The organism is Paenibacillus sp. CR_12 (genome assembly GCF_041953985.1).
Lineage (GTDB): Bacteria > Bacillota > Bacilli > Paenibacillales > Paenibacillaceae > Paenibacillus_AQ > Paenibacillus_AQ lautus_A.
Genome location: NZ_JAVFHO010000006.1, coordinates 165218 through 178771 on the forward strand (window position 1 = coordinate 165218; position 13554 = coordinate 178771).

The window sequence follows — 13554 nt, forward strand, 5'->3', positions numbered from 1 at the left end:
CATATAAATGACGATTCGGTTTTGGTTATTTTCCAGACCGCGGCGAAGTTCCACCCGACCATCAAGCCTGCTGCTTAGCGGCCGCTGGGCGATAAGCATGCGGATCCGGCATATCTTCCTCCACTTCCTGACCATGCAGCTTGACGCTCATGGCGACCCCGAGACTCGCCATGCTAATCACAAGGGACGTTCCCCCGTAACTGATGAAGGGCAGCGTAATCCCCGTCAGCGGCATCAAACCGATAAACATCCCGATATTCTCGAAGATCTGATATAAAAACATGGCCACGATTCCTATGATTAGAAACGGTCCCGCACGCTCCCGGGATTCCAGGGAGATCAGGATCAGCCGATGGATCAGGATGAAATACAACAACAGCAGGACGGAGGAACCAATAAATCCGAACTCCTCGGCAATCTGCACAAAGATGGAGTCGGAGTACGCATAAGGCACCCGGCCCGACTGTATCGACGAACCCTGCATGTAGCCCTCGCCGCTCATGCCGCCGGAGGCGATGGCAAGCTTCGCATTCGTCGTATGATAGCTGGCCTTGGCGGTCGCTTTCTCCGGATACAGCCACGGATCAATCCGTTCCACCCAGTGCGGCTTCAGTATTTTCGATTCCAGCAGTTCATCATGATAATGAATGTAAGCCTGAGCGCCGCCGAAGGCCACTCCTGCCACCAGCACAAGCCCGATCAGCGCATGGGAGAACTTGACGTTCCCGATCCAGAGCAGCCCCAGCAAAATGATGACATAGCTAAGCGCGTTACCCAGGTCATTCTGAGCCATGACGAGCACGAAAGGCACGAACGCCAACAGCCCGATCGGAACGACGTCCTTCCAGAAGGACAGCAGCGGTTTGTTTTTTCGTACCAATACAAAAGAAAGAAATATGATCAGGATCAGCTTGAACAATTCAGCAGGCTGTATACTTAAACTGCCAATGTAAATCCAGCCCTGAGCGCCGTTGATGTCCTTCCCGATAAACATCACGAGGACCAGCACGGCTAAACCGCCTAAGTATATATATTTGGCATATTTAATCAGCAGCCGGTAATCCAGCAGGCTAATTCCGAAAAAAGCCATGAAGCCGACAATGTAAAAAGCAATCATGCGGATATGAGAGCCTTCGAACTTGGTGTCGACGGTCGTGCTGTATATGGACGTAATGCTGATACCCATCATCAAAACCAGTACGAAAACAATAACGTAATCCATCTTCTTGAATTTCTGAAGCATGCTTTGATCCCCCTGTGCCCGGAGACACGAACCCCCGGTTTGCCTATACAGGCATATAACGATTATTCGAAAAGAAAGTTTGCCATTGCTTATCGTCGTTGATACTCATCATTCCATAAACCCTAATCTGAAGGTGGCATTACGTTCAAGATTTTCAGGGATCCTGCCATGCAAGCCCCTAATGAATCATTCTAAAAGATTTTCACCGCTAACACAATTCGCGATCCTCTTTCCTGGATACGGAGAAAAAAACAAAAGAGATGCTGCTTTCGATAGCATCTCTCCGATTCTAAACCCTAATCACCCGCGTTAAGCCTGTTTGGTTGGCGCGGAACGGTATGTTTGCGGATTCGGCATATCCTCCTCCACTTCCTGTCCGTGCAGCTTCACGCTCATGGCAACCCCGAGGCACGCCATATTAATGATGAGCGACGTTCCGCCGTAACTGATGAAGGGCAAGGTGATTCCCGTCAAAGGCATCAACCCGATAAACATGCCGATGTTCTCAAAGATTTGGTACAGCAGCATGGCAACGATGCCGATGATCAGAAACGGGCCCGCTTTTTCCCGGCTTTCCAGCGAAATCAGGATCATCCTGTGAATGAGTATGAAATATAACAGCAACAGGACGGAAGAGCCGATAAAGCCGTATTCCTCCGCAATTTGCACAAAAATCGAATCCGAATACGTATAAGGTACGCGCGAAGATTGCACCGAGCTGCCTTCCAAGTACCCCTCTCCGCTCATACCGCCTGAAGCAATGGCCAGCTTTGCATTGTTCGTATGATAACTTGCCTTCGCGGTAGCTTTTTCGGGCACCAGCCATGGATCGATCCGTTCCATCCAATGACCGCGGCTCTCCATGATTTTCGATTCTTTAATCTCATCATGAAAGTGGATGTAGGCCTGTGCTCCGCCAAAGGCAATGCCCGCTACCAGCAGCAGACCGATCAGCGCATGCGAAAACTTCACGTTGCCGATCCATAACAACCCGAGCAGTATGACAATATAACTGAGTCCGTTCCCCAAGTCATTCTGAACCATGACGATGGCAAACGGAATGAACGTCAGAAAACCAATCGGTACGATATCCCGCCAGAAAGACAGCCTCGATTTGTCCTTGCGAATAAGGACATAGGTAATAAATATGATCAATACCAGCTTAAATAATTCGGCAGGCTGAATGTCCACGATGCCGAGATTGATCCAGCCCGTGGCATTATTTTTGGTTTGACCGATGAAGGAAGGCAGCAACAGCGTGATTAACCCTCCGATATAGATGTGCAGCGCATATTTATTCCATATTCGATAATCAATCAAACTAAGCCCGAAGAAAGCCGCGAAACCGAGGATATAAAATACCGCCATTTTAATATGGTGACCCTCGAACCCAGCGGTATCGAACGTGGCGCTATATATCGACGTGATGCTGACGACCATTAGCATCAGCAGCACAAACACAATGACAAAATCAATCTTCTTGAACTTCTGAAGCATGCTTTAGGTCCCCCTGTGCCCGGAGCCCGCAAACCCCGATGTGCCATTCAGGCAGAATAACCATCTGGGCGAACAAACCAACGTTCATTCTGCAGCCCATCCTCTATTTTAAAAGAAATCGGACCCGAATACAATTAACGGAAAATTCCCAGAACATGACGGTCAATCCCCGCCAAATCCGGTACCGTGACGATTTCCTTCCAGTGTCCTGCCTTCCGCAGCAGCTCGGCTACTTCCCCGGCCTGGCCCATGCCCAGCTCAAAAGCGATCAGGCGCGGCGGCGCCGACAGCAAGGGCAGCTGCGCCATCATGATCCGGTACGGATTCAATCCGTCCGGCCCGCCGTCCAGAGCCGTGCGCGGTTCATAGTCCCGGACTTCCGGCTGCAGTTCTTCGATATCCTCCGCCGGAATGTACGGCGGATTGGAGACGAGGATGTCCGGCCCCGTGCCGGCAAACGGCTCCAGCAGGTTCCCCTGCCGGAACTCAACCTGGGCGCCCAGCTTCTTCGCGTTCCGCGCGGCAACCTCTAGCGCATCGGGCGAAATATCGCTCGCCAACACATCCCATCCCTTTGACTGCAAAGCCAACGTAATGGCAATGGCCCCGCTGCCTGTGCCGATGTCGACGACCTTCAGCCCTCCATCCGGTCGCAGGGTGAGCTCCCGTCCATACTTCAGCACCGCTTCCACGAGCAGCTCCGTTTCCGGGCGCGGAATGAGCACCGCCGGCGTAACTTCAAACGGTCGGCCGTAAAACTCCTGTTCGCCGATAATGTACTGCGCCGGAACGCCTTGCGCTTTTCGATTGATCGCTTCTTCCAGGGCGCGGCGACGGTCCGCCGGAAACGGCTCCGCGAGCGCCATATAATACGAGGTTCCCGACAATCCCAGCACATGCTCCAGCAGCAGCTGCGCATTCCGCTGCGGCTCCATCACCCGCATGCCGTCTAAAAAAGAAGAAGCCTCCACAAAGGCTTCTCTTACGCTGCGCTGCGGCGTCAATTCAAATATCGTCCGCTTCAAAGCGTTATACTCCTTTTTCCATCGCTTCAGCCTGCTCCGCAAGGGTCAGCGCCGAAACGATCTCTTCAATCTCCCCGTTCATCACTTGATCCAGCTTGTGAACGGTAAGTCCGATCCGATGGTCGGTCACGCGGCTTTGCGGGAAGTTGTACGTCCGGATCCGCTCGCTGCGGTCACCGGTGCCGACTTTGCTCTTGCGCTCCCCGGCGTACTTCGCTTCTTCCTCTTGACGCATCATATCGAAGATACGGGCGCGAAGCACCTGCAGCGCCTTCTCCTTGTTGGAGTTCTGCGATTTGCCGTCTTGGCATGTAGCCACAATGCCGGTCGGAATATGCGTTACGCGCACCGCCGACTTGGTGGTGTTAACGGACTGACCGCCTGCGCCGCTGGAGCAGAAGGTGTCCACGCGGATATCCTTGTCATGGATTTCGATGTCCACTTCTTCCGCCTCCGGCATAACCGCTACGGTGGAGGTGGAGGTATGGATGCGGCCGCCGGATTCCGTGGTCGGAATACGCTGCACGCGGTGCGCCCCGCTCTCGAATTTCATTTTGCTGTAAGCGCCGCGGCCGTTGATCATGAAGATCACTTCCTTGAACCCGCCCAGATCGTTGGTGTTGACGTCCATCAGTTCAACCTTCCAGCCTTGGGTATCGGCATAACGGGTATACATCCGGTACAGGTCGGAAGCGAACAGTGCCGCCTCGTCGCCCCCGGCTGCGCCGCGAATCTCGATAATGACGTTCTTATCGTCGTTCGGGTCCTTCGGCAGCAGCAGAATCCGAATTCTTTCGGCCAGCTCTTGCTCGCGCTGGGTGAGCTCCTCGATCTCCATTTTCACCATTTCGCGCATCTCGTCGTCCATCTTTTCGCCCTGCATGGTTTTGGCGGCTTCGAGTTCTTCAATGACGTTTTTATATTCAACATAAGCCTCATAAGCAGGCTGTAAATCGGATTGTTCTTTGGAATAATCCCTGAGCTTCTTGGAGTCATTAGCGACATCGGGATCGCACAACAGCTCGCTTAACTTCTCATAACGGTCTGCAAGGGATTGTAATCGGTCCAACAAAGGAATTCACCTCTCTAAGATATATTCCTGAAGATATGCCATTTCGCACTCCAATTTCGTAGGGAACATGAAGTGTAAACGACTTTTTATTTTACCATGAAACGACACGTTTGACTAGCAGGCAGTTGACCGAAGAAAGGGTACTCGCCTTTCCCGTTCGCTTCAAAAAAACCACGGTCCCATGCACAAAGCGACATGGAGCCATGGCCTTTGAAACCTTCATCGATTACACGTTAAAACGGAAGTGCATAACGTCGCCGTCGTTCACGACGTACTCTTTGCCCTCCAGACGAAGCTGTCCGCGCTCTTTCGCGCCGTTCATCGAGCCCGCCGCAACCAGGTCATCGTAAGCAACGACTTCCGCACGAATGAAGCCGCGCTCGAAGTCGGTATGGATGACGCCGGCCGCTTGCGGTGCTTTCGTTCCCTTGCGGATCGTCCAGGCACGCACTTCCTGCACGCCGGCGGTAAAGTAGGTATACAATCCCAAAAGACTGTATGCCGCCTTGATCAGACGGTTCAAACCGGACTCTTCCAGTCCCAGCTCCTCAAGGAACATCGCTTTGTCCTCGCCTTCAAGCTCGGCGATCTCGGCCTCAACCTTCGCGCTGATCGGCACCACGATCGCGTTCTCCGCGGCCGCGAAATCGCGAACCTGCTGCACGTAAGGATTGCTGTCGGCTTCCGCAACGCCGTCTTCGCTCAGGTTCGCCGCGTATAATACCGGCTTCAGCGTCAGCAGGTGCAGATCGCGCACGATCAATTTCTCATCGTCGCTCAGCTCCACGCTGCGTGCCGGCTGGTCATTGTACAGGGCTTCCTTCAGGCGCTCCAGCAGCTCCACTTCCTGAGCATACTGCTTGTTGCCGCCCTTCATGTTCTTCTTCGCGCGTTCGATCCGCTTTTCGACGCTGTCGAGATCCGCAAGGATCAGCTCCAGATTGATCGTCTGAATGTCGCTGACCGGGTTCACTTTACCGTCGACGTGGGTAATGTTCTCGTCTTCAAAGCAGCGGACCACATGAACGATCGCATCCACTTCCCGAATATGGGCCAGGAACTTGTTCCCAAGACCTTCCCCTTTGCTCGCGCCGCGAACCAAGCCCGCGATATCGACGAATTCGAAAGCGGTCGGTACCGTCTTGTTCGGCTGAACCAGTTCGGTCAATTTGTCGAGGCGCTCATCCGGCACTTCCACGACGCCCACGTTAGGATCAATCGTACAGAACGGGTAGTTTGCCGACTCGGCGCCCGCCTGCGTAATCGCATTAAACAATGTAGATTTGCCAACGTTCGGCAAACCGACGATTCCAGCTTTTAAAGCCATTTATGTGACAACTCCTTATCAGGTTTACTCTTATTTATAAGTATACGAAGCTCGGGATCTATACGCCAAGCCTCTATCACCAGCTAAACAATCTTATTAATTATAGCAGATACCCCATAGACTTCAACACGAATATACTGCCATCGCGAATTCCCGTTCTGCGGTGTTCTGCGCGCTGTTTTAGGCACGAATCAACCGCTTGGTGGACTTCAGGGCCTCGATATTCCCCGCGCCGATACCGAACATGGCCGTCCGCAGCTCCAGCTCCACCTGGGCAAGCCGCTGATCGAGCGCTTCAACCGAATCGACCGCCGAGCCCAGGAGTCCGCGGCCGAAACCTGCCAGATCGGCGCCAAGCGCGAGCGCTTTGGCCGCATCGACGCCGCTTTGCAGCCCGCCGCTGCCGATCAGCGCGCAGGCCGGCGCGGCTTCGCGCACCTCCGCGATGCATTCCGCGGTAGGATTGCCCCACCCGGCAAAAGCCTCGGCCGCAGCGCGGCGGACCGGATCCGGGCTGCGGAATTTCTCGACCTGGCTCCATGAGGTGCCGCCCGCACCGGCCACGTCGATGAACGCTGCCCCGACGTCCAGCAGAGACCGCGCCGTTTCGCCATCGATACCCCAGCCCACTTCTTTAATCCCGACCGGTATCGAAAGCGTGCGGCACAGATCCTCGATGCGCCCCAGCAGACGGCCGAACCGGGTGTTCCCTTCCGGCTGAAACACTTCTTGCAGTCCGTTTAGATGGAGAACCAGCATATCCGCACCGGCGATATCCACCGCCCGCTGACAATCGTCAAGGCCAAAGCCATAGTTCAGTTGCACCGCTCCTAGGTTCGCGATCACCGGCACGCTCGGCGCGCTCTCGCGCACGCGGAATGTCGAAGCAAGCTCCTCCTTCTCCACCGCAGCCCGCACGGAGCCGACACCCAGCGCCCAGCCGCGCCGTTCCGCCGCTTCCGCAAGACGCATATTGATCTCTCCGGTGGCCTTGCTTCCGCCAGTCATGGAGCTGATCAAGAATGGCGTGCGTACGGAAAAATCAAGAAACGTCGTGTCCAGCTTAATCTCTCCAAAGTCGATCTCCGGCAGTGCGGCGTGACGAAAACGGTAACGTTCAAAACCGGTGGTTACCCCCACGGAGCCCACTTCTTCGTCCAGGCATAATCGAACATGCTCGATCTTCCGCTCGCCGGTGGGCACTTCCGGCATCAGTCTGCCCCCAAATCTTCCTGATCCTCCGCCTGAAACGGTTGCAGGTTTGCCCGCAGTCTGTTCATGTTCTGAGTTCATTCCGTGCCTCCTTATCCGATTCACTCATCCTTAATAAAACCGTATCTAAAGCATACCATTGACGTCGCAGGTTGTCCCAGCTGCTTGATATGTACATCCTTTGACAATTTTAATACCGATGTTCTCACGATCTCCCGTATGTTCGAAACCCAACAAACCTTCCCAAATAGCATTCTGCCCCGGCTTCCCGGGATCATCCCCAAACGCGGTGCTTGCCGAATTGCAAAAACTGGAGTGCGTCAGGGCAGCACTTTCATGTTAATTAACGTTATACGACCTACGAATAGAAAAGATAGGAGGATGGGCGATCTTGGACTTCCGCCATATGTTCCATAACCGTAATTCAGCTAAACCACCTGCACCGGGTCCAGGCACGCAGCCCCTGCCAGAAAATCCTCATGCCAAAAGCTCCCGAATGCGAAAAACAATATTCATGGGTCTTGTCCTTCTCATGCTATGGCTAATCGGCGTGATGATCTATCAGACTCATAAACCTCTTCCGAATGGAATTTCCTATGAAAGTCCGGTCTACCGGAGCGACGTGAAGATGTGGATCGACCTGACCTATCCCGGACCGGACGGCCAGCCTGTCCACGATCAAGAAATCGGACCGCGCATCGGCCAAATTATCGACGAATCGCGAAAATTCCTGGTGATCGATATGTTTCTGTTCAACGGATATGCCCATAAGGACCAAACATTCCCGAAAGTCAGCGAAGAGCTTGCCCGTCGCCTCGTTACCCATAAGAAGAACCATCCCGATATGGATATCTTCTTTATCACCGACGAAGTGAATACCGGGTACGGCTCCTATACGCCGCCGGAGTTCGAGTCCATGAAGGCAGCAGGCATTCATGTGATTGTAACTGATGTCAACCGGCTGCGGGACTCCACGCCCGCTTATTCCGCCGTATGGCGCACGTTCATTCAGTGGTTCGGCCAGTCCGGCAAAGGCACGCTCCCCAATCTGATGGCAACAGAAGCACCCGATATTACCGTTCGCTCCTATCTGAAGCTGCTGAACGTGAAAGCCAATCACCGCAAAGTCGTGATCAGCGAGAACACCGCGCTGGTGACTTCGGCCAACATGCATGACGCCAGCGCCTTCCACTCGAACATCGCCTTCGAAACGAGCGGGGACATCATCGGCGATATGCTTGCGGCGGAGCAAGCCGCCGTTAACCTTACAAGCCCGATCAAGCTGCCGGAATACGAGCCCGGTTCCAAGCCGGCGGTGCAGCCTTCAGGTCAACCAAACGGCGTCGATGTTCGTTATTTGACGGAAGGAAAAATCTATAAATATGTGCTGGAGGGCATTGAGCAGTCGCAGCCCGGGGACACGCTCTGGATGGGGATGTTCTACCTGGCCGACAGTAAAGTCATGGAACGGCTTCTGCAAGCCTCGGACCGAGGCGTCGACATCCGTCTCATTCTGGATCCGAACCAGAACGCCTTCGGCCGGGACAAAATCGGCATCCCCAACCGTCCGGCTGCCGCCGAGCTCATTCAGAAATCCAAAGGAAAAATCTCCATTCGCTGGTACAACACCGGCACCGAACAGTATCATACCAAGCTCATGTACATTGCCAAACCGACAGGCAAATCGATTATTACCGGCGGGTCAACCAATTTCACAAAGCGGAACCTGGACGATCTGAATTTGGAGAACAATCTGTGGATCGCCGCCCCTCAGAATCATCCACTCACCCGGGATTTGGACCGTTACTTTCATCGGATATGGTTCAACGAAGATGCCCAGTTCAGTCTGGACGTCGACGCTTATCTGGGAAAAACCACATGGATGAAGGACATCCTGTTTAAATTGCAAAAAAGCCTGGGCTTCACTACCTTTTAAAATTCTTACAAATAGATGGAACGAACAGGTTTAGGGAAGCGGCCGTTCCCGGCTTCTTCCGCTGCGTTTACAACAGGGGGGACATCAGCCGGGCAGCGGATTCAAGCAGCCGTGTCATGATTCTCTTTTTGCGGGTATGATGGCGGTCGTACACGATGGCGGATTCCAGGTCATGCTCGAAATCGGATACCAGCTTGCTTACGCTGTCCGTGTGTACGAGCAATGCGTTGACTTCAAAATTAAGATGGAAGCTCCGCATGTCCATATTGGCCGTTCCGATGGTGGCCACCTCGCCGTCGACGATCAGCAGCTTGGAGTGCATGAACCCTTTTTCGTATTCATAGACCCTTACCCCAACATCCAGCAGGGCCGGAAAATAGGAATGGGACGCGAGGAAGGGCAGCCACTTGTCCGGCTTCGACGGAAACAGAATGCGCACGTCAAGACCCGATAAGGCGGCAACCCTGAGCGCGGTAAGAATGTCCTCATCCGGTATAAAATAAGGCGTAGCCAGCCACACCGACTTACGAGCCGACACAATCATGGAGAAAAAAATGTTCTTGAGGGCTCTCCGTTCATTATCCGGACCGCTTGCGATAATCTGTACGGCGCCGCTGCGGTTCTCCAGCAAATCCGGGGAGTAATAGATCGGCTCGTTCGGCTGCTCCCCCGTCATATACTGCCAATCCTGCAAAAATACAACCTGAAGCGTACGGACCGCTTCTCCCCGGACAAGCATATGGGTGTCGCGCCAGAAACCGAATGCTTTGCTGCGGCTTAAATACTCGTCTCCCACATTCAAGCCGCCAACGAACCCGACGCTGCCGTCGATCACGACGATTTTGCGATGATTGCGGTAATTCACGCGGCTCGTGAAGAAGATCGTCTTGGGACTGCCGAACACGGCCACCTGCACGCCCGCATCCCGCATCTCCTGCAGGAAGGAAGGCGGCAGCTGCAGGCTGCCGACGGCGTCCACCATAAATCGCACGGCAATCCCTTGCCTCGCCTTCCGTATCAAAATTTCCTGGATCTGCGTTCCGATCGCATCCGGCCGGTAAATGTAATATTCCATATGAATATGGTGCGCCGCTTGCTCCAGCTCCGCAATCAATGCAGCAAAGGTCTCTTCCCCATCGGTCAGCACCTTCGTGTCGCTTGAGAACGATATCGGCGTGCGCGCAAGCCGGGTGGACAGCTGAAGCAGCTGCTGCACTTCCGGCTTGAAGCAGGAGACGTCGGGTGTGTTCTTGCGCAGGACCTCGCTGGTGTATACCAGGCCGTCCTTCCTCGCCTTTTTATCGTATTTTCTCCGTTTGAAATAGTTCTGTCCGAACAAAAAATAAAAGACGAGCCCGACGATGGGGACAAGCGCCAGCAGCAGGATCCAGGCCATGGTGCTGGAAGGATGGCGATTCTCCATAAAAATCATGAACCCGATGGATACGACGGTCAGCGTAGAGAATATCCCTATAACCGTCCCTGTCGTCTTCCCGAAATAATGCATGCCAAAATAATAAAACGCGAACAATAGCGCGGTGATCAGTACAGCCTCTATTCCCTTTCTCATATCCATTTACCCCTTGTTCTTCATCGTTTCTGTCTCTGTATGCACGATGCTGGTCACACATATTCTACATGATCTCCCCCAGGAACTAAAGACTGTTCTCCTTGGGCCGGCAAGTGCCCGATGTCCCAGAAAAAAGAGATTGACAATGCTGACGCCATTTGATAGAAATATAACTAACGATCGTTAGTTAGGAGGGATTCAATGAGTGCCGCCGACATTAAACAGTCCGCTCTTGCCCACTTTGCCAAAAACGGTTACGAAGGGGCATCGCTAAAACATATCGCCGACGATTGCGGTATCAAGAAACCGTCGATATACGCCCATTTTTCGAGTAAGAAGGATTTGTTTCTGCAAGTGCTCCAGGACGTATTCCATCGTCAGGAGGAAATGATGGTAGCCTATTTCCTTGACCATTCCGATTGGCCGCTGGAGCAGCAGCTGCACGGATTTCTTGAGAATCGTCTCCAAGCTTATCAAATGGATGACGAGGTCCAGTTCTTCATGCGGATGGCCTTCTTCCCGCCTAGCACGCTGTATGACGAAGTGATGGCGATGGTGTATCCGCTGCTGGATCAACAGGAGCAGAACCTGTCGAAGCTGCTTGCCGCGGGCTGCCCGGAGCAGGGCCGCATCATCCGTCATCCGCGCAATGCGGCGATAGCCTTTATGACCTTGGTGGACGGGATCCATCTGGAAACCGTGTACGGCGGGGAAGAACGGGCCTCAAGACGCCTTGCAGCTGCTTGGCCTGTGTATTGGTTAGGGGTAACGAAGCAAAGATATAACCACAAGAGTTAAATCCTGATGGAATGACGCATCCTAAGCAGGAAGTTGTAGTCGAAAGAATTTGTAATGTAAGGTTACCGTTCTTTTCATAAAAGGAGTGACAAACATAATGAATCGCAACTGGGGTTACGTGCTGCTGGCTGGATTGGTTGAAATCATATGGGTGATGGGGTTGAAGCATTCCGCCAACATCTGGGAATGGCTTGGGACCTTGGCCGCCATCGCAGCGAGCTTCTATCTTATTATCGAGGCGGCCAAACGGTTGCCGGTCGGAACCGTATATGCCGTCTTTACGGGGATCGGCACCGCCGGAACGGTCGCGTCCGAAATGCTGTTCTTCGGAGAGCCGTTTAAACTGGTCAAGGTGCTTCTGATCTGCGTGCTGCTTGCCGGCGTCATCGGCCTTAAGCTTGTTACCGCTGATCACGCCGAACCGGAGGTGAGTAAATAATGGCTTGGATTGCGCTTATATTCGCCGGATTATTCGAAATCGGCGGCGTCATCGGCATCAAAGGCGTGTCGGATCGCAAAGGCTGGCGTTATGTACTGATTTTGGCCTTATCATTCGCCGCCAGCTTCTCCCTCCTCTCCTACGCCATGACCGAGCTGCCCATGGGGACCGCTTATGCGATCTGGACGGGTATCGGGACGGCCGGCGGGGCCCTGACCGGCATGTTTCTGTTCGGGGAGCCCAAGGAATGGCGGAGAGTGCTGTTTATCGCCATGATCCTGTGCTCGGCCGTGGGCCTGAAATTGATCAGCTAATATTTTTTCAAGAAAAATCGCAAGTTTTCAGAACCTAACGAAAAGGACGACCGTAGTAAAGTTGAAACGGTCGTTCTTTTTCATATATAATATTTCTTGACCTTATGGTCAATCTAAGAACCGATAAGTTCTCAAGCGAGGTGAGCTATTGATTGGCTGATAAAACGGCAGAAAAACGACAGCAAATTCTCATCACTGCGATGCAGCTGTTTTCCGCGAAGGGCTCTTCGGTTACCTCCATGCAGGAAATCGCCGAAGTATGCGGGATGTCGAAAGGCAGCCTCTATCTTCATTTCAAGTCCAAAGAGGAATTGGAAAAGAGCATTTACGAGCATATCGCAGGCCGGATCAAAGACGAGATTCTCCGGGTCGACCACGATCCGATGCTAGCGCCTAAGGAACAGCTGCGTAAACAGACGGAAGTGCTTCTGATCCATTTTCTGGAGATCCGGGAATTTCTCCTGAAGCAAATCCATGATCAGATGCCGGGAAAACCGCCTTTTGACAAGGAAAACATGCGGCAGGAGATGCTCGCTGCGTTGCAGTGGTTTAACAATAAGCTCAAAAGCATCTATGGACCGGACGTTGAGCCGTATACGATGGAGATCGCCATGTTTATGGGCAGCATGCTGGGCGCGTATATCCGTTTCCTGTTCATGCCGGGATTCCATTTGAATGTGGCAATCACCGCTGATCACCAGATCCAGCTGCTCGATGATATCGTAGCCAGCATACTTCGCAGACGTCCGGAGCCGCTGATCCCGATGGAGGCGGTTGGCCAATTGGGCCAATTATGCCAGACCGACGTTCCCAAACAGCGCCATCCACTGATCGTCATTAAGGCAATGAAAAGCGAGCTGAAGAAGGTTCAGGCCGAGCCGGAAGAGCGGGAAGATGCGATGGAATCCCTCAATATTATGGAGAAAGAGCTGCTTGGCCTCCAGCCCAGCCGGGCCGTTCTGAAAGGAATGCTTGCTAACTTGGAGGGGATCGAGGAAATCGAAGCATTGTATACCGAGCTCAAAGGCACCATTTCGACTGTGCTTGAAAGCTATCTTACGCCCGGCGGCATGATGCAGGGGAATTCGTTCAAATTAGAGACATAGAGTTTGGAGAGGAGA

12 protein-coding genes are annotated in these 13554 nt (G+C 53.3%); 5 read left to right on the forward strand and 7 right to left on the reverse strand.

What is annotated here, in order from left to right; genetic code table 11:
- Window positions 1–61: 61 nt before the first annotated feature.
- From RB297_RS22410 to fni, 6 genes are all read right to left on the reverse strand, one after another.
- Window positions 62–1243 carry an FtsW/RodA/SpoVE family cell cycle protein gene (locus RB297_RS22410; protein WP_009594539.1) on the reverse strand — a complete coding sequence of 394 codons (1182 nt, stop codon included), beginning with the start codon at window positions 1241–1243 and terminating at the stop codon, window positions 62–64.
- Between the two features lie 309 nt (window positions 1244–1552).
- Window positions 1553–2740 (reverse strand): FtsW/RodA/SpoVE family cell cycle protein, encoded by a 1188-nt coding sequence (locus tag RB297_RS22415; RefSeq protein WP_036662077.1) that lies wholly within the window; start codon window positions 2738–2740, stop codon window positions 1553–1555.
- Window positions 2741–2874: 134 nt separating this feature from the next.
- Window positions 2875–3765: a peptide chain release factor N(5)-glutamine methyltransferase gene (prmC, locus tag RB297_RS22420; protein WP_096775848.1), complete on the reverse strand. Its 891-nt coding sequence runs from the start codon at window positions 3763–3765 to the stop codon at window positions 2875–2877.
- A 4-nt stretch (window positions 3766–3769) separates the two neighbouring features.
- Window positions 3770–4837: a peptide chain release factor 1 gene (gene prfA / locus RB297_RS22425; protein WP_015737758.1), complete on the reverse strand. Its 1068-nt coding sequence runs from the start codon at window positions 4835–4837 to the stop codon at window positions 3770–3772.
- 226 nt (window positions 4838–5063) lie between these two features.
- On the reverse strand, window positions 5064–6164 hold the full coding sequence (gene ychF, locus RB297_RS22430) for a redox-regulated ATPase YchF (RefSeq protein WP_090909881.1): 1101 nt from the start codon (window positions 6162–6164) through the stop codon (window positions 5064–5066).
- 180 nt (window positions 6165–6344) lie between these two features.
- Window positions 6345–7457, reverse strand: coding sequence for a type 2 isopentenyl-diphosphate Delta-isomerase (gene fni / locus RB297_RS22435; protein WP_096775847.1), 1113 nt, complete (start codon window positions 7455–7457; stop codon window positions 6345–6347).
- 325 nt (window positions 7458–7782) lie between these two features.
- On the opposite strand from fni, the gene RB297_RS22440 reads away from it, so the two are divergent.
- On the forward strand, window positions 7783–9312 hold the full coding sequence (locus RB297_RS22440; RefSeq protein ID WP_375121614.1) for a phospholipase D family protein: 1530 nt from the start codon (window positions 7783–7785) through the stop codon (window positions 9310–9312).
- A 67-nt stretch (window positions 9313–9379) separates the two neighbouring features.
- Here the strand turns inward: RB297_RS22440 and cls are convergent, their stop codons facing one another.
- Complete coding sequence (gene cls, locus RB297_RS22445) at window positions 9380–10882, reverse strand: cardiolipin synthase (RefSeq protein WP_036662074.1); 1503 nt, start codon at window positions 10880–10882, stop codon at window positions 9380–9382.
- Between the two features lie 201 nt (window positions 10883–11083).
- Between cls and RB297_RS22450 the strand changes: the two genes are divergently transcribed.
- From RB297_RS22450 to RB297_RS22465, 4 genes are all read left to right on the forward strand, one after another.
- Window positions 11084–11680 (forward strand): TetR/AcrR family transcriptional regulator, encoded by a 597-nt coding sequence (locus RB297_RS22450; RefSeq protein WP_090909877.1) that lies wholly within the window; start codon window positions 11084–11086, stop codon window positions 11678–11680.
- Window positions 11681–11777: 97 nt separating this feature from the next.
- The gene (locus tag RB297_RS22455; RefSeq protein ID WP_096775844.1) at window positions 11778–12119 is read left to right on the forward strand and encodes a DMT family transporter; all 342 of its coding nucleotides are present in this window, start codon (window positions 11778–11780) and stop codon (window positions 12117–12119) included.
- Entirely contained in the window at window positions 12119–12433 is a 315-nt protein-coding gene (locus RB297_RS22460) for a DMT family transporter (protein WP_009594524.1), read from the forward strand. The genes RB297_RS22455 and RB297_RS22460 overlap by 1 nt, the downstream gene beginning before the upstream one ends.
- Window positions 12434–12585: 152 nt before the next feature.
- On the forward strand, window positions 12586–13539 hold the full coding sequence (locus tag RB297_RS22465; protein ID WP_375121489.1) for a TetR/AcrR family transcriptional regulator: 954 nt from the start codon (window positions 12586–12588) through the stop codon (window positions 13537–13539).
- Window positions 13540–13554: the final 15 nt, after the last annotated feature.